The organism is Phaeobacter sp. LSS9, assembly GCF_003443595.1.
In the GTDB taxonomy this organism is placed as follows: domain Bacteria; phylum Pseudomonadota; class Alphaproteobacteria; order Rhodobacterales; family Rhodobacteraceae; genus Phaeobacter; species Phaeobacter piscinae.
Window position 1 is genome coordinate 1,314,558 of sequence record NZ_CP031956.1, and the last position, 17,085, is coordinate 1,331,642.

15 protein-coding genes are annotated in these 17,085 nt (G+C 61.7%); 5 read left to right on the top strand and 10 right to left on the bottom strand.

The genetic code is table 11. The features are described from left to right. Positions 1-94: 94 nt before the first annotated feature. Positions 95-1,303, bottom strand: coding sequence for a BCCT family transporter (locus D1820_RS06300; RefSeq protein WP_096871731.1), 1,209 nt, complete (start codon positions 1,301-1,303; stop codon positions 95-97). Positions 1,304-1,463: 160 nt separating this feature from the next. Between D1820_RS06300 and betI the strand changes: the two genes are divergently transcribed. Further along, positions 1,464-2,039, top strand: coding sequence for a transcriptional regulator BetI (gene betI, locus D1820_RS06305; protein ID WP_118068257.1), 576 nt, complete (start codon positions 1,464-1,466; stop codon positions 2,037-2,039). A 32-nt stretch (positions 2,040-2,071) separates the two neighbouring features. Here betI and D1820_RS06310 read toward each other — a convergent pair whose 3' ends face one another. From D1820_RS06310 to D1820_RS06320, 3 genes are all read right to left on the bottom strand, one after another. After that, the gene (locus tag D1820_RS06310) at positions 2,072-3,175 is read right to left on the bottom strand and encodes a DUF1036 domain-containing protein (RefSeq protein ID WP_118068258.1); all 1,104 of its coding nucleotides are present in this window, start codon (positions 3,173-3,175) and stop codon (positions 2,072-2,074) included. A 66-nt stretch (positions 3,176-3,241) separates the two neighbouring features. Continuing rightward, positions 3,242-4,189 (bottom strand): DMT family transporter, encoded by a 948-nt coding sequence (locus D1820_RS06315; protein WP_254683368.1) that lies wholly within the window; start codon positions 4,187-4,189, stop codon positions 3,242-3,244. A 125-nt stretch (positions 4,190-4,314) separates the two neighbouring features. After that, on the bottom strand, positions 4,315-4,920 hold the full coding sequence (locus D1820_RS06320; RefSeq protein ID WP_040170421.1) for a LysE/ArgO family amino acid transporter: 606 nt from the start codon (positions 4,918-4,920) through the stop codon (positions 4,315-4,317). Positions 4,921-5,034: 114 nt separating this feature from the next. Between D1820_RS06320 and D1820_RS06325 the strand changes: the two genes are divergently transcribed. Further along, complete coding sequence (locus D1820_RS06325) at positions 5,035-5,919, top strand: LysR family transcriptional regulator ArgP (protein WP_118068259.1); 885 nt, start codon at positions 5,035-5,037, stop codon at positions 5,917-5,919. Between the two features lie 17 nt (positions 5,920-5,936). Further along, entirely contained in the window at positions 5,937-6,857 is a 921-nt protein-coding gene (locus tag D1820_RS06330; protein ID WP_118068260.1) for a hypothetical protein, read from the top strand. Between the two features lie 10 nt (positions 6,858-6,867). Here the strand turns inward: D1820_RS06330 and D1820_RS06335 are convergent, their stop codons facing one another. Both D1820_RS06335 and D1820_RS06340 read right to left on the bottom strand, forming a co-directional pair. Further along, on the bottom strand, positions 6,868-7,338 hold the full coding sequence (locus D1820_RS06335) for a GNAT family N-acetyltransferase (protein WP_061048699.1): 471 nt from the start codon (positions 7,336-7,338) through the stop codon (positions 6,868-6,870). Positions 7,339-7,446: 108 nt separating this feature from the next. Next, positions 7,447-8,187 carry a YebC/PmpR family DNA-binding transcriptional regulator gene (locus tag D1820_RS06340; RefSeq protein WP_024096685.1) on the bottom strand — a complete coding sequence of 247 codons (741 nt, stop codon included), beginning with the start codon at positions 8,185-8,187 and terminating at the stop codon, positions 7,447-7,449. Between the two features lie 179 nt (positions 8,188-8,366). On the opposite strand from D1820_RS06340, the gene D1820_RS06345 reads away from it, so the two are divergent. Both D1820_RS06345 and D1820_RS06350 read left to right on the top strand, forming a co-directional pair. Next, entirely contained in the window at positions 8,367-10,142 is a 1,776-nt protein-coding gene (locus tag D1820_RS06345) for an SLC13 family permease (RefSeq protein ID WP_040170416.1), read from the top strand. A 112-nt stretch (positions 10,143-10,254) separates the two neighbouring features. Continuing rightward, positions 10,255-11,925, top strand: coding sequence for an FAD-binding dehydrogenase (locus tag D1820_RS06350; protein WP_118068261.1), 1,671 nt, complete (start codon positions 10,255-10,257; stop codon positions 11,923-11,925). 41 nt (positions 11,926-11,966) lie between these two features. Here D1820_RS06350 and D1820_RS06355 read toward each other — a convergent pair whose 3' ends face one another. The 4 genes from D1820_RS06355 to mgtE form a co-directional block, all read right to left on the bottom strand. After that, the gene (locus tag D1820_RS06355) at positions 11,967-13,745 is read right to left on the bottom strand and encodes an SLC13 family permease (RefSeq protein WP_162894077.1); all 1,779 of its coding nucleotides are present in this window, start codon (positions 13,743-13,745) and stop codon (positions 11,967-11,969) included. 277 nt (positions 13,746-14,022) lie between these two features. Beyond that, positions 14,023-14,835 carry a TIGR00282 family metallophosphoesterase gene (locus tag D1820_RS06360; RefSeq protein ID WP_040180046.1) on the bottom strand — a complete coding sequence of 271 codons (813 nt, stop codon included), beginning with the start codon at positions 14,833-14,835 and terminating at the stop codon, positions 14,023-14,025. Between the two features lie 113 nt (positions 14,836-14,948). Beyond that, complete coding sequence (locus D1820_RS06365; RefSeq protein ID WP_118068263.1) at positions 14,949-15,512, bottom strand: 5-formyltetrahydrofolate cyclo-ligase; 564 nt, start codon at positions 15,510-15,512, stop codon at positions 14,949-14,951. Positions 15,513-15,575: 63 nt separating this feature from the next. After that, a complete protein-coding gene (gene mgtE, locus D1820_RS06370; RefSeq protein ID WP_118068264.1) occupies positions 15,576-16,964 on the bottom strand; it encodes a magnesium transporter in 1,389 nt (462 codons plus the stop codon). Positions 16,965-17,085 lie beyond the last annotated feature (121 nt).

The window sequence follows — 17,085 nt, forward strand, 5'->3', positions numbered from 1 at the left end:
GCGTCCGAAACCGAAGCTGTCTGAAATCTCGGGGCGGCGGGGCCGCGAAAGGCCCCGGCCCTGCCATCTGGCGGGCCGGGGCGCCCAGTCTTACTTAGTGGGCTGTTTTGATACGATCAAAGTCGAGGGTGTTTTCCTCAGGCGATGTGGTGATCGCCGCAACTTCACTGCGCTTCTTTGCGAAGATGTAGATCAGGCAGGCGATGTAGATGCCAATCACCACGGTGCCGACCCACTGGATCTGCAGCCACTGGCTCTGGAAGGCCAGGGTCAGGGCAAACAGCGCCACCGCATTGCCAAGCACATAAGGCAGCTTGCCCAGGCGTTCGGCGCTGAGGTTCATGTTGTCGGTGTAAAGGCGGATCAGCGAGTCAAACGAGTTGATCACGAAGAGGATGCCAACGACCGTCATGGACCAGTTGATCAGACCTGCGGTCGGGATGGTGTTGAGGTGATAGAAGTAGAGCACCGAGAACCACACCGCGAGAGGGATCGACGGGAACACCAGCAGGGCCGCCAGCAGCTGCCATGTGGTCAGGCCGCCAACGAAGCGCGAGGTGAACTGACCAATCATGATCGACCAGGCAAACCACCAGAACAGGTAGAACTCATGATAGTCAGTCAGCGGCAGGACGAATTTGTGGATGTTGGCGAAGTAGCCGCCGATATTGCCAGCGGTGGTGGCAAACTCACCCAGCCCCATGCCAGCATAGGCCCACATGCCGAGGATCAGCGCGAAGAACAGGAAGGTCGAGGTGACCGACAGGATGCGCACATATTTGATATCGGTGGAGGAATAGGCCGCCGCCAGGATAACCAGGAAGCAGATCACATAGAAGGCCGGAATGACCGTCTCGCCGTCGCCGACTTCGGCGATGTAATAAGGCATGTAGATCAGGAACAGCGCGCCGGTGAAGGCACAGGTGGTGATGATCACCAGATTGTTCAGCAGCTTCACGATGCCGATCTCAAAGAACTTCACCCGCGGTTCGATGGCGCAGAAGTAGAATGAGGTCAGGAAGTAGAAGGCCCAGATCAGAAAGCCCCAGAAGCCGAATTCAAGCGCCAACGGATTGGTGAACGCATAGGCAGGCTCTGCCGCGGTATCCGCATATAGCGGGTAGTCAAAGGCCAGCGGGAACATGATCAGCCCCACATCCAGACCTGAGGTGAACAGGATTGCGATGAAGGTGAACAATGGCACCGGGGTGACCCCGACAATGCGCATGTTCCACCACTTGATCACGCAGAAAATCACCAGCGCAAAGGCCAGCAAGATCCCGGCTGAGATGATTGTTGTCATACGTCCCTCCCTTGGATGGGCGTTGATCGCCCTTTTGACGTGAGCGGCAGGCATAGCAGAAAAATGGTCATCTCTAAACCTATTTTTAAATGGCGGTTCAAGATCCGGAATGCGCATAACAGGAGTTGAAACGCAGAGCGACCTGACGCAAGACTGGAGAATGGGTAGAAAAAGAATTCGCGACATCCGCAATGAAGAGCTGATCGAAGCCACCGTCGTCGCCGTTCATCGACGCGGGTATGGTGTTGTTACCATGGCAGAAATCGCGAAGGAGGCCGGGGCCTCGGCGGCCTCGATCAACTATTACTTCGGCTCCAAGGAGGGGCTGATGGAAGCCACGATGCGCCATCTTCTGAACAAGCTGCGCGAGGCAATGATCCGGGGATATGCCACCGCCAATAGCCCGAAAGAGCGGCTTTATGCGGTGATGGATGCCAATTTTGACGATGATTTATTCAGCGTTGCGCAATGCAGTCTCTGGATGCAGTTCTGGGCCAGCGCCCCCTATTCGCCGCGCCTGTCGCGGCTGCACAGAATCAATCGCAGCCGGGTGCGCAGCCATTTTCTGGCGGAGTTGAACGGCCTGCTGCCGCAGGATCGGGTGGAGACAGCGCGCCACGCCCTGCAATGCTATATGGACGGGGTCTGGTTGCAGGCTGCCCAGTCCGAAACACCTCTGGATTCCGCCCAGGCCCGCCGCGCTGCCCACCGGGTGGTGGATCTGGCGTTGAACTGACCGCGCCACCGCCGCACCGGGGGTCCCACCGCTCAGTTCAGGGGCTGATCCTGGCGGTGATAGCGCAGCTCAGTTCCGCGCGGCATGTAAGACAGCACCAGTTCACCCTCCGTCAGGGAGATGATCCGGTAGCAATGGGTGGGGCCGCCGTCCTCAGCCTGAGCCACCATGTAAGGTCCTGTGCCTGAGGCATCATCGCAGGCGGTCTGAACCGACAACAGCTCAGTCATGGTCTCAACCGACCCGTAGAAATTATGCCGCGAGGCCCCTTCAATGATGAACAGATCATAGGCATCCGCCTGCGACACCCATCGGCCAGCCAGATCATCCAACATCAGATCATGCCGGGTCTCTGCACGCTCTGTCAGGGAATTTAAACTGGCAAAGGTCACGCGATCGCCGGATGTCAGGCTCTCTCCCGACACCCGCACCGGCGTGCCGGGGTCCAGCGCCTGCAGCCGATCAATGATGGCCGGATCCGTCATCCCGTCATTTGTCACGCAAAGCTGCCCCGCCCCCATCACCAATTTGCAAATCACCCGACCATCGCCGCGCTCCTCGCAGCCCTGAAAGGTCACGTCCTGATCAAAGGCGAGGTCCGCCGTCGCGCCCGCCCCCGGTATCGCCGTGCTAAGCGGACCAGCGCCGTCGGCCTTGGGGCGGGAATGGAGGCTCAGCCGGGTCACATAAGCCACAGTCGGCTGATCACTGGCGGACGGAGCGGCGGCAATACCGGTGTCAATCTTGGCAAAAAATGCGCTGTCATAGCCACGAATGGCACAATCCCGGTCGCCGTAGATCGTGAAGTCACCTGGCGCTGTGCAGAATGAGATCCGCTCATCCAGAAACTGCCAATTCTGCGCCTCGCTGCGGAAGTAGTAGAACCGGTTCTTGAGCGACCCGTCGAGCACGCGTTCACAGGTTTCAGGTGGCAGCCCCCACCAGCCGTGAGACATCCACCGCCCGTCGTCGCGATAGGCCAGGCTGACGGACTGGGGCACAGCGGTATCGTTGCAGATCTCCAGCCCTGCGTAGCCCGGACCATCAGACCCCCCCGCGCCTGCGGCCTGCCCCTGGGCGGGCAGCGCCAGCCCCAGCGGTGCCAGCAGAAACGCCAAGATCAGTCGGGCACGCATGAGTTCCACCTTTGTTACCGAAGCCGTTCGAGGTCCCTAGCAGCGCTATGTGACGGTTTTGCGAAATCAGACTTTTGTGGCGAGGCTGGCCGGTGTCAGGGCCCGTCGCTTCAGCACCGCCTCCCGCCAGGTGATGAAGCTGACAGCCGCCAGGATCAGGCAGCCGCCGGCGACCACCCAGATATCAACCGCCTCACCAAAGACCAGCGCCCCGAGCAGTGTGGCCCAAAGCAATTGCAAAAACGTTACCGGCTGAGTGACCGTCACCGGTGCCGAGGCGAACGCCAGTGTCATTGTATAATGTCCAGCGGTGGCAAAGCAGGCGACCGCAAACAGGATCGCCAGTTCCCACAGCGTGGGTGTCACCCAGACCACAGCGGCGAAGGGCGCCAGAAACACCGTCACCCAGATCGACAGCATCGCCACGACCACCACCGGGCTGGTGCCGTCCACGGTGGTTTTGGCCAGAAGATAAGACGCGCCGAAGGCCAGCGCGGTGAACAGCATGGCAATATGGCCTGCCTCCACCTCGCGAAATCCGGGCCGCAGGATGATCAGCGCGCCGATCAACGCCACCAAAATGGCCCCGACCCGGCGCAGCGCCATGCGTTCTCCCAGAAACAGCGCCGCCCCGATGGAGACATAAATCGGCGAGAGGTAGTTCATCGCCGTGACCTCTGCCAAGGGGATCTGGGTCATGGCAAAAAACCACAGGATCACCCCCAGGGTATGGACAAACCCGCGCATGGCAAACAGCCCCCAAAGGCGCGGTGTCAGCTGACTCCGGCGCAGCGCGCCAATCATCGGCAACAGGAACACCAGCCCCAGCAAATACCGCAGGAACGCAGATTCCGCTGGCGGGACACGGTCGCCGAGGTATTTGACAAGCGCCGTCACCGCAACAAAGCAGAAGCCCGTCATCAGCATCCAGAACACGCCTCTCAAGGGCTGATTGGCGGCAGTGCGTGGTGCGGGCGACGGGGCGTCTTGGGGTGTTGTGGTCATGGCGGGCATGAGACCACCCGGGTCGCTGCAGAACAACCCTTCACATATGAAATATCTTCAGGCTGGGGCGATGGGTGCGGGTTTGGTCGGATAACGCGCAGATCCTCGTGACGGCAGGAGTGAGGAGACAGCCCCTACATCAGCAGCAGTTTGAGCGCGATGGCCCACATGGTCAGACCCACCAGCACATCCAGCACCTGCCACGCCCGGGGACGGGCAAAGACGGGTGCCAGAAAGCTGGCGCCATAGCCCAGCGTAAAGAAGAACACGAAGCTCGCGACCGCTGCTCCCAAGCCGAACACCAGCGGCTGCGGGTATTGCGCCGAGATTGAGCCGAGCAGCACCACGGTATCCAGGTAGACATGGGGGTTCAGCCAGGTGAGCGCCAGAACCGTTGCCAGCATCGGCCAGAGTGTGACCGGCGCCCCCTGCCCGTCGGCACTGTCCAGATGCGCCCCGCCACGCCAGGCCGCCATCAGGCTGCGCGCGCCATACCACAGTAGAAACGCCGCCCCGCCCAGGCGCATCGCCATCTCAAACCACGGCACCGCCAATGCGAGAGAGCCAAACCCCAGAACACCGGCAGTGATCAACAGCGCATCGGAGCTGGCACACGTAAAGCAGATCCAGAACACATGCTGGCGCCGCAGCCCCTGCCGCAGCACAAAGGCGTTTTGCGCACCAATGGCCATAATGAGGCTGAGGCCCAAAAAGAAACCGGCGATCAGGCTGGGGGGCATGGGGATATCCTTTGGTGGTGTCTGCGCGGACCGATCTCCGCATCTGCGACTTTGACTACGCCGCCCAAGTGCTGTACGCAAATTAATCCGAATAACCTCAATTAAGCAGAGCTAATGAAATTCGACCCCAATCACCTTGCCGCGCTCTCGGCGGTCCTGCGGCTTGGCTCCTTTGAGGCGGCGGCGCAGGCGCTGCTGGTCACGCCCTCAGCGATCTCGCAGCGGATCAAGGCGCTGGAAGATCGGATCGGCAGCAGCTTGGTGCAGCGTGGCAGCCCGTGCCTTGGCACCGAGGTTGGGCTTCGCATTGCCAAACACGCCGAGGATGTGGCCTTGCTGGAAGCGGCTGTGTCAGAGGATCTGCGGCTGGAGCGCGCGCCCGGTGCATCGCGCCTGCGGGTGGCGATCAATGCGGACAGTCTGGCGACCTGGTTTGTTCCGGTGATGGCCGCCTGCGACGGGCTGCTGTTTGATCTGGTGATCGACGATCAGGATCACAGCGCCGACTGGCTCCGCCGGGGCGAGGTTTCGGCGGCGGTGACCGCCCATGCCAAGCCGGTGACTGGCTGCGATGCCCACCCATTAGGGGCGCTGCGCTATATTGCAACGGCGTCACCAGGGTTTCGGGAGCGCTGGTTTGCCAAGGGCGTGACACAAGAGGCCGCAACGCGCGCGCCCTGTCTCATATTTAATGCCAAGGATCAGCTGCAGGGGCGCTGGCTCAGCGCACATGTCGGCAGCGGGATTGCACCGCCCGCCCATTTCCTGCCGTCCAGTCAGGCCTTTGTCGATGCCGCATTGGCAGGCGTCGGCTGGGGGATGAACCCCGAACAGCTGGCCGCACCTTATCTGACGGCAGAGCAGCTCTGCCCGCTGATCCCGGACACCCCGCTGGATGTGCCATTGACCTGGCAGGTGAGCCGGGTTCTCGCCCCGGCCCTTGCCGATGTGACCCGTGCCGTGCTCATATCAGCGCGTCGGCATCTGACGCCGATCTAACCACCGGGGGCACGGCAGTGCCAGAGGATCACGACACCAGCAAAACGAACGGCAGGTTATCCAGCCTGAGAACCGACCCCGCCCGCACCTCGCCAAAGCGGCTGCGCATTCTGACACTGGGGCGAAGCTTTCTATGGCAGCTGGTTCTGCCAAGGATCGTGGTGCTGCTGACATGGGCACTGTTGAATACGGTCGTGGTACTGCCGATACGGTTGCTCTATGCGCTGGTTCTGATCGACGCTCTGCTGCTGCTGTGGCAGGCGCGGTGCTTCCTGCGCAGCGCCGATGCCCATATCCGCGACACCGGACATCTGGCGCCGGTCTGGGGTGGATATCTGGCCATTCTCTTTGCCGGCTTTGCCACCGTCACCCTGTGGTGGGACGCGGTGCTGATCGCGACGACCCCGGATGAGCCGGATTATGCCGAGCAGGAACGGCTGGCGCGCGAGGCGCTCTATGACTTGTCGATCACCCCGGATGGCCGGAGGTTGATTTTTGCGGGGGAGATTCCGCATGGGCTGACCCGCCGCATAGAGGCGATGATGGAAAACGCACCCTCACTGCGCGAGGTCGCCCTGAGCGGTCCCGGCGGTCTGATCTATGAGGCCCGTGGCGTGGCCCGGCTGATCCGTGAGCGCGCGCTGGATACGGTGGCGGAGGGCACATGTGCCTCGGCCTGCACGCTGATCTTTGCCGCAGGGCGACAGCGGCGGCTCGCGACTGAGGGCGCCCTTGGGTTTCATGCCTATGCGCTGGATTTTCCCGGCGGGTTGCCTCAGGTGGATCTGAAACGAGAACAGGCCCGCGACCGGGCCTTCCTGATCGAACAGGGCATCAGCGCAGGGTTTGCCGACCGGCTGTTTGCCACCGCGAGCAGCGACCTGTGGATGCCGGACTCAGACGAGTTGCAGCGCGAAGGCGTGTTGACCCAGCCCTGACGTCCTTCGGTCAGTTCAGGATCTTGGTCATGCGGTAATTGTGCAGGGCGACACCCCGGCGTTCAATCTCTCGGCGCCCCTCATCAGTGAACCCCTGCCGGATGAAAAATCGCTTCGCCGCCTCGCTCGCCTCGACAAACAGGCTGCTCAGCCCCAGATCCCGCGCCCGGATTTCCAGCTGCTGATAAAGCGCAAGACCTACGCCGGTGCCTGCAACTTTCGGATGGCAATAGAAGCAATCGATGTGACCGTCACGCTCCAGCTCAATGAAGCCCTGCGGCTGATCGCTGTCATTCATAGCCACAAAGACAATCCGCCCGTCGCTGGTGCGTTCCTGCCATGCTTCTGCCGGGGCCGGTTGCGGGCTCCAGGCGGCGCATTGCTCCGGGCTGTAGTCCCGCGCGCTTACCCCATGCACAGCAGCATGAAAGATCTGCGCCAGCGCTGCGGCATCTTCGGGGCGGAAAGGTCTGATATTCATGACTTTATCCTTCTACAGCATAGGGCCTGCAGCCATTGTGCAGACGAAAAAGGCCCGCCAATCCGGCGGGCCTGAGGGTCTTAGCCCTGTTCTGTCTGGGGCAGCGTATTACAGCTGCTCCATCACCTCATCCGAGGCTTCAAAGTTGGTGGTGACGCGCTGCACGTCGTCGTCGTCCTCCAGCGCATCCACCAGTTTCATCAGCTTCTGCATGCCTTCGAGATCCAGTTCCGTGGTGGTGGTGGGTTTCCACACCAGCTTGGTCGAGTCCGACTCGCCCAGCTCACCTTCCAGCGCGTTGGACACCTCGTTGAGGTCGGTGTCGGCGCAGTAAATGATATGGCCATCTTCGGAGCTATCAACATCCTCGGCGCCCGCCTCAATCGCGGCCATCATCACGGTGTCCGCATCACCGACCGTCGCCGGATAGGTCACTTCCCCCTTGCGGTCGAACATGAAACCGACGGAGCCGGTTTCCCCGAGGTTGCCACCGTTCTTGGAGAAGGTGGAGCGCACGGTGGAGGCGGTGCGGTTGCGGTTGTCGGTCATGGCTTCGACGATGACGGCCACGCCATTCGGGCCATAGCCCTCATAGCGGATTTCTTCGTAATCGTCGCCTTCACCGGCAGTGGATTTCTTGATCGCGCGATCAATCACATCCTTGGGGACGGATTGGCTCTTGGCTTCTTTTACCGCCAGACGCAGACGCGGGTTTTTCTCAGGATCGGGGTCGCCCATTTTGGCGGCGACGGTGATTTCCTTGGAGAGTTTCGAGAACAATTTCGACCGCGCGGCGTCCTGACGGCCCTTGCGGTGCTGGATATTCGCCCATTTGGAATGGCCTGCCATGGTGCATCCTTGCTGCTTCAATTTCGATCTGGCGCCCATATAGCCCCGACATGTGGGGGCTTTCAAGCGCCCCATATGCACCCTGCCCCTACCAGCGCTGCCGGATCCTAGGCACACGCCACGACAGAAGAGTGCATTGCGGCGGTTGCCCAACCCGCCTCAGCGGCTAAAGTGGCGCCATGACATTTGACCAGACCGTTTTATTCGCCCTCTTTGCCGCTGTCTTTGGCCTGCTGCTTTGGGGAAAGTATCGCTATGATATCGTAGCGTTTTCAGCGCTAATGGTAGCGGTGGTTCTGGGCGTGGTGCCCGCCAGCGAGGCCTTTGCCGGGTTTGGCCACCCGGCCACATTAGTGGTCGCATTGGTGCTGGTGGTCTCGGCCGGGCTGGTGCGGTCGGGCGCGGTGTTTCTGATCACCCGCACGCTGGTGGACAGCAGCCGCAATCTGGGCGCACATATCACATTGATGGGGGGCATTGGCGCGGTTCTGTCGGCCTTCATGAACAATGTCGCTGCGTTGGCGCTGCTGATGCCGGTGGACATCCAGACCGCGCGCAAGGCCGGGCGCACACCGGGGATGAGCCTGATGCCGCTGTCTTTTGCCACCATCTTAGGCGGTATGGCGACGCTGATCGGGACGCCCCCCAATATCATCATTGCCTCAATCCGCGAGGAAACCTTGGGAGAACCGTTCCGGATGTTCGACTTTGCCCCGGTGGGCGGGATTGCGGCGCTGGCGGGGTTGCTGTTTGTGGCGCTGATCGGCTGGCGTCTGATCCCCCTACGCCAGAATGCGGCGGGCGCGTCAGAGGCGCAGCTGTCCCAGTATATTGCCGAACTGACGGTGCCCGAAGGCTCCGAAATGATTGGCCAGCGGCTGGGGGAATTCGACAAGGAAGCGGAGAAAGCCGATGTCGCCATTCTGGGGCTGATCCGCGACGGGAAGCGGCTTTATGGGCGGGCGGCAGGTCAGATGCTGCGGGCCGGTGACGCGCTGGTGCTGGAGGCCACACCCGAAGCGCTGGATGAGTTTCGCAGCGCCGCCTCCCTTGATTTTGCCGATGCCGCGCGCCAGGAGAAACTGGCGGCCGCAGGCGATGGGCTGGAACTGGTTGAGGTGGTGGTGCCGGAAACCGCCCGCATCAAGGGGCGCAGCGCGCAGGCCTTGGGGCTGGCATGGCGACAGAACACAGTTCTGATGGGACTGGCGCGGCAAGGCCGCCGCCTGACCCGGCATATCCGGCAGGAACAGATTGAGGCCGGGGATATCCTGCTGCTGCTCTGCCCGCGCGATCGCGGCGCCGATGTCACCGAGTGGCTGGGCTGCCTGCCGCTGGCCGAGCGTGGCCTGTCGGTAACCGCCAATGACAAGACCTGGCTGGCGATTGGTCTTTTTGCGGGGGCGGTGCTCGCGGCCTCGCTGGGGATTATCTATCTGCCGATTGCGCTGGGGCTGGTGGTGGTGGCCTATGTGCTGACCAAGATCCTACCGCTGGCGGAATTATATGACCACATTGAATGGCCGGTGGTTGTGCTGCTGGGATCCATGATCCCATTGGGAGCAGCCTTAGACAGCGCCGGGGGAACGGCTCTGATTGCTGAAAGCCTGCTCACACTGACCAATGGGATGCCCGCCTGGGCCATTCTGACGGTGTTGATGGTGGTCACCATGACGCTGTCGGATGTGCTGAACAACACAGCCACAGCCATTGTTGCAGCCCCTGTCGGCATACAGATGGCCAATGGCCTTGGGGTGTCACCTGATCCGTTCCTGATGGCAGTGGCTGTCGCAGCCTCCGCAGCCTTCCTCACCCCTATCGGGCATAAGAACAACACGCTGGTGCTGGGGCCCGGCGGTTATCAGTTTGGTGATTACTGGCGCATTGGCCTGCCGCTTGAGGTGTTGATCATCGCCGTCTCTATCCCGTCAATCTTGCTGTTCTGGCCGCTTTGAACAGGCGGATCGACGCGGATATGACCCAACGGCAGGGCGCGCAGGGTTTGCGCCTGTGCCCTCTGCACGCTTAGGCTGATCCCACCACGGGGACCAACAGCGGAGGCACGCCATGGGACAGGCAACGGACAACAGCGCAGATGTGATCATTATCGGCGCCGGGCTCGCCGGACTGGTGGCGGCTGCCGAACTGGGTGACCGGGGCAAGCGCGTGATCCTCTTGGATCAGGAGCCTGCGCATTTCCTGGGCGGTCAGGCGCATTGGAGCCTTGGTGGGTTGTTCATGATCGACACACCGGAACAGCGCCGCATGGGCATTCGCGACTGCCCCGATCTGGCCCGGCGCGACTGGTTTGGCAGCGCCCAGTTTGACCGCCCCGAGGATCACTGGCCGCAACGCTGGGCGCGGGCCTATCTGGAGTTTGCCAGTGGCGAAATGCGGGCCTGGCTGCATGGGCTGGGGATGCGCTGGTTTCCGGTGGTGGGCTGGGCCGAACGCGGCGGCGGCGATGGCGAAGGCCACGGCAATTCAGTGCCGCGCTTTCACCTCACCTGGGGCACCGGACCCGGAGTGGTCGCCCCCTTTGCCGCGCGGGTAGAGGCCCATATTGAGGCTGGTCTGGTCCAGCCGCGGTTTCGCCATCAGGTCAGCCATATCATCACTCAGGGCGGCATCGTCAAAGGTGTCTCCGGCGAGGTTCTGGCCGCAGATGACGCCCCGCAGGGCGCACGCACCAATCGGCAGGAAATCGGCGAGTTTGAGGTCTATGCGCCGTCGGTGCTGGTCGCCTCTGGCGGGATTGGTGGCAATCTGGATGCGGTGCGCAAGAACTGGCCGGTGGAGCGGCTCGGCCCGGCGCCGCGCCGCATGGTGTCGGGTGTGCCCTTTCACGTGGATGGCCGCATGATCCCCATCGCGGAGGCCGCTGGCGGCCATGTCATCAATGCCGACCGGATGTGGCACTACACCGAAGGGCTGCGCAACTGGGATCCAATCTGGCCCAACCACGGCATCCGCATTCTGCCGGGGCCTTCTTCGATGTGGTTCGACGCCAGAGGCGATCGCCTGCCCGCGCCTTATTTGCCGGGGTTCGACACGCTGGGCACCCTGCGCGAAATCCTGAAGACCGGGCAGGACTACAGTTGGTTCATCCTGAGCCAGAAGATCATCCAAAAGGAATTTGCCCTCTCCGGATCCGAACAGAACCCGGATCTGACCTCCGGCAAATGGGGCGAGGTGCTGCGCGCGCGGCTGTTGTCGCGAGGCAAGGCCCCTGCCCCGGTTGAGGCGTTCAAGAAACATGGTGCGGATTTCGTCGTGACTGACACGCTGAGCGATCTGGTCAAGGGCATGAATGAACTGGGGGAACTGCCGCTGGAGGAAAGCCATTTGCGCCGGCAGATTGAGGCGCGGGATGCGCAGGCGGACAATCCCTTTGCCAAGGACGCGCAGCTGATTGCGATCAATGCCGCGCGCAACTACCGGGGCGATCGTCTGATCCGCACCGCCAAGGCGCACCGCCTGCTGGACCGTGCCAATGGGCCGCTGATTGCAGTGCGGCTGAACATTCTGACGCGCAAGTCACTGGGCGGTTTGCAGACCAATCTCGACGGGCAGCTGATTGGCGCGGATGGCACGGCTGTACCGGGGCTGTTTGCCGCTGGAGAGGTCGCGGGTTTTGGCGGTGGTGGCTATCACGGCTACAACGCGCTGGAGGGCAGTTTCCTTGGAGGGTGCCTGTTTACCGGTCGCCAAGCCGGGCAATCACGTGCGATTGCCTGAACTGACATAAATCATGGTTAACAGAACCTTACTGGCCGCTGTTAAAGTGGCCAGAAGACCGGGATCAGGATGGATGCCAAGAGGCCAACGCTAAAGTTCAGCGGAATGCCCACGCGCAGGAAATCGGTGAATTTATATCCGCCCGGACCGTAGACCAGCATGTTGGTCTGATAGCCAATCGGTGTCGCAAAGGAGGCTGAGGCCGCCACCATCACCGCCACCACAAGGGGGCGTGGATCAATGCCCATGGCCTGCGCCAGCCCGACTGCGATCGGGGTCACCACCACGGCCACGGCATTGTTGGAGACCAGCTCTGTCAGGATCGAGGTCAGCAGATAGACCGCCCAGACCAGAAGAAACGGCGGCAGAACAGAGAGTGACGGCGCAATGGCGTCCACAATGAGCCGCACAGCGCCGGAGCTTTCAAGTGCGGCGCCGATGGCCAGCATGGCAAAGATCAGCGTGAGCAGGCGACCGTCGACAAAAGAAAACGCCTCGTCGGCATCAATGCAGCGGGTGATCAGCACCAGTGAGACAGCCAGGACCGACAGCATCAGGATCGGGGCCACACCGAGAGCCGCCAGAAGCACGATGCCGATCAACGCGACAATGGCAATGGGCGCGTGGCGGCGCCGGTAGGCGCGCACAGAGGGCTGCGACACCGCCGCCATATCCATATCTGCCGCAAGGCGCTGAATATCTTCGGTGTTGCCCTCCAGGAGCAGGGTATCGCCCACCCGCACCACCAGATCCTCCAGCTGGACGCCGATGTTCTGGTTCCGACGATGCACCGCCAGCGTATAAACACCGTAGCGACGACGCAGGCGCATCGCGCCAAGCGAGCGGCCCACCATGCGGCAGCCGGGGGTGATCAGCACCTCAACGGTTTCGGTTTCAACGGTGGAGACCTGATCAACGCGCTTCAGCTCCTTGTTGCGTTGCAGACTGAGGAGTTCGGTCATCTGGGTGCGCAGGACCACCCGGTCACCAACCTGCAGCTCGACGCCTTTGAGCGCGTTGCGCAGCGAGATATCGCCGCGAATGACGTCGATCAGCCGCACGCCGGGGCGTTTGAACAATTGCACGCCGGTGACCTCGCGCCCGATCAGGTTGCTGTCAGGGGGGATCACCGCCTCGGTGAAGAATTTCATCCGCGAGCGGTCGCTGAGCAGGCTGGCCATGCTGCTGCGGTCCGGCAACAGGCGCGGTGCGACGAAGCGCAGGTAGATCATGCCCCAGATCACCAGAATGATGCCCAGCGGCGTGACCTCGAAAATAGTGAAGGGCGCCAGCCCCTGCGCCCGTGCGACACCGTCAACCAGTAGGTTCGTAGAGGTGCCGATCAGCGTCAGCGTGCCACCCAAGATGGCTGCATAACTCAGCGGGATCAGCATCTTGGAGGCCGAAACCTTCATCGTGCGGGCAATCTGGATGAACACAGGGATCATTACCACAACCACCGGCGTGTTCGACACAACGGCAGAGGCGGCAACGACAAAGACCATCAAGAGCGCGATGGCCAGCTTCGGGCTGACCTCCGCCTGCTTGCGCGCCTGCGCGGTAAAGGCATCCAGTGCCCCGGTGCGCACAAGGGCCCCCATGATTATGAACATGGCCGCAATGGTCCAGGGCGCCGGATTTGACAACACCGGTAGCGCCGCCTGATAGGGCAGCACGCCTGTTGCCAGCATTGCCGAGACACCCGCCAGCGCCACCACCTCAGTCGGGAAGGTTTCCCGCAGGAAGGCTGCAAACATCGCCGCCACGATCAGCAGTGTCAGAACCGCGCCGCCGGTCTCGCCAAGGGGTAGAAACTGCATCAAGGGTAACGACATCCATGAGGTTGAAAGATCAGTCATCGGTGACCTGCAAGACCGGCTGGAACCGCATCAGACAGCGCACGGCCCAAGCGAGTGAACCTGATCCCGCCACCCGAGGCAAGTGTTTCGCGGTGCAACCGGTTGGCATGGTCCTGATTTACCGGCTGTTTGCGAACAGGGTTTGGGTTTTGCGCATATAGGCAGGCAAGTATCCCCCTGCCTGCGTATATTTTTGCGGAGCTAGGCACGTTGCGAGCCGTCCGAGACAAAGCCAGCGTCAGGGCGCGGCCTCTTCCAGCAAGCCACCCACCCGGATCATGCGGATCGATTTCGCCGCACCGGTGCGATCATCGGTGTCCACAAAAACGCCAGAGAGCGTTGCTGGCCCTTCGGCGGGGGTGAAGCGGTTTTTGGGCATGCCGGTCAGGAAACGGCGCATCGGTTCGGATTTCTCCATCCCGATCACGGAGTTATAGTCGCCGCACATGCCGGCATCTGTCAGATACCCGGTCCCGCCAGACAGGATCTGGGCATCGGCCGTTGGCACATGGGTATGGGTGCCCACCACCAGCGAGGCGCGGCCGTTACAGAAATGCCCCATGGCCATCTTCTCAGACGTGGCTTCGCAGTGCATGTCGACGATCACCGCCTGCGCCAGACCGCCACGTGGATGCGATTTCAGCACCGCCTCCACCGCACCAAAGGGATCATCATAGGCGCGTTTCATGAACACCTGCCCCAGCGCCTGAACCACCAGCACCTTGCGCCCGCCGGGGGCGTTGAACAACCGGTAGCCGCGCCCCGGTGCGTTTTTGGCAAAATTCAGTGGCCGGATAATGCGCGGCTCTTTCTCGATGGCCTGCAACATGTCCTTTTGGTCAAAGGCATGGTCGCCAAGGGTTAGACAATCGGCCCCCGCATCCAGCAGCGCCTTGGCATGATCGCCATTCAGCCCCATGCCATTGGACGCATTCTCGCCATTGACCACGACAAAATCCAGTCGCCAGTCCTTGCGCATCTGCGGGAGGTGTTCGGAAATGGCCTTGCGTCCCGCACGGCCCATGACATCGCCAAGAAATAATAGTCGCATCCGGGCGTGGTACGCCGTTGCACGGCTCAGGACAAGGCCCGCGTTGATGGACCAAAACTTTTTGAAAAGTGTTGCCCGGATTTTTTCAAAAAACTGGGCAATCAGCCGCAGGGCTATCGGCTGAACTGCAACACCCGGCTTTCGGTGATCAGCATATCCAGCGGCTGATCCGTTGGTTCCAGTGGTAGGTCGTCCGCCTCTTGCGCGTCAAAGGCAAAACCGATGGCCAATGTCGCACGTTTGGCGCGCAGCAACTCCAAGGTGCGGTCATAAAAGCCGCCACCATATCCAAGCCGCCCGCCCCGCGCATCAAAGGCGACCAGCGGCACAATCAGGATCTCGGGTTCAAAATAATCATCCACCTCGGGCACTCTGGCGCCAAAGGGGCCGTCGCGCAGCGCGCCCTCCGGCTGCCAGCGACTGAATTTCAGCGGTGTCTCCTTGGCTTGGATCACTGGCACACCAACCGGACCATGGGCCGCCGCCTCAGCCATGGCAGGGAGCGGGTCAATCTCCGTGCGGATCGGCATATAACCTGAAAGCGGCACACCGCGATATCCGGCCAGCACCTCGGACAGATGGCCCGCGACCCCCGGCTTGTTCATCTCATATGCGGCCTCGCGGCGCTGGAATGCAGCTTTGCGGGCGTCAGCCTTGATCCGGGTGAGGTCATCCATGAGTGCGATCCTGTCAGAACGAAAGACACCGCCCGCACCGGCGGGCAGCAAAAACGGCTAAGGTCAGAGCAGCATCGCCCCGGCCAGCCCAAGAAAAGCAAAAAACCCGACGATATCCGTGACCGTTGTCACAAAGGCACCGGAGGCCAGCGCCGGATCGACGCCGATTTTTTCCAGAATAATCGGCACCACGGTTCCCGCCAGCCCCGCGACGACCAGATTGATCACCATAGCGACGGCAATCACCACGCCCAGCAGGGGTGAGCCGAACCACAAGATCCCCACCACGCCCATGATCAGGGCAAAGGCAAGGCCGTTGACCAGCCCCACCAGAACCTCCCGCCGGATCACCCGCCAGACGTTGGATCCGGTGAGGTCGCGGGTCGCCAGCGCGCGCACCGCCACCGTTAGCGATTGCGTGCCAGCATTGCCACCCATCGAGGCCACGATCGGCATCAGCACCGCCAGCGCCACAAATTCGGCAATCGTCGCCTCAAACTGGGCAATCACCAGCGAGGCCAGAATTGCGGTGGCAAGATTCACCGCCAGCCAGGGAAAACGCTGCTTCGTCGTGGCCATCACCCGGTCAGCAAGGCTGCCCTCCCCGACCCCCGCGAGGCGCAGGATGTCTTCTTCGTGCTCTTCGTCCAGCACCACCATGGCATCATCCATGGTGATGACGCCCACCAGCCGTCCCTCATCATCGACCACGGGGGCCGAGATCAGGTGGTACTGGTTGAAGGCATAGGCCACATCTTCCTCGTCCTGATCGGCAGGGATAATCTGAAACGTCTCCTCGACGATAGTGCCGAGGGGCACCTCACGCTTGGAGGACATGATACGGCCAAGCGTAACATTGCCGACGGGGTGTAGCCGCGGATCAACCAGAACGACATGGTAGAACTGATCCGGGAGATGATCGGATTCCCGCATGAAATCAATTGCCTGCCCGACCGTCCAGTGGTCGGGCGCCATCACCACCTCGCGCTGCATCAGACGGCCGGCGGAGTTCTCAGGATAGCTCAGCGATTGTTCAACCGCGACCCGGTCCGCATCTTCCAGCGTGTTGAGGATGGCCTCCTGCTGCGGCTCTTCCAGATCCTCCAGCAGGTCAACAACGTCATCGCTTTCAAGATCACGCACCGCCTCAGCCAAAACCTGCGGGGCAAGCTGCGAGATCACCTCTTCGCGGATGCTCTCATCCAGTTCCGACAGGATTTCACCGTCGAATTCGCGGTCGTACAGCCGGATCAACTGGCCCCGGTCAAAGGCGCTGATCTGTTCCAGAAGGTCGGCAATATCCGCTGCGTGCAGCGGCTCCATCAGCGCGGTCAGCTGCGCCTGATCCGCGGCCTCCACCGCTTCGAGGATCTGGCCAACCCGTTTGCGGTCCAGCTCATAGGCATCCTCGGACGCGGGATCGACTGGCTCTTGGTGGTCGTCTGCAATCATCTGAGGCCCCTTTTTCGCGGTTGCTTCTGGAATAAAAGAAGCAGTTACCGAAAAACAATGACAATGACGTAATTTACCGCCGATGATGCTGCGCGTATCCTGTGGACCGCAGTTTGGCAAG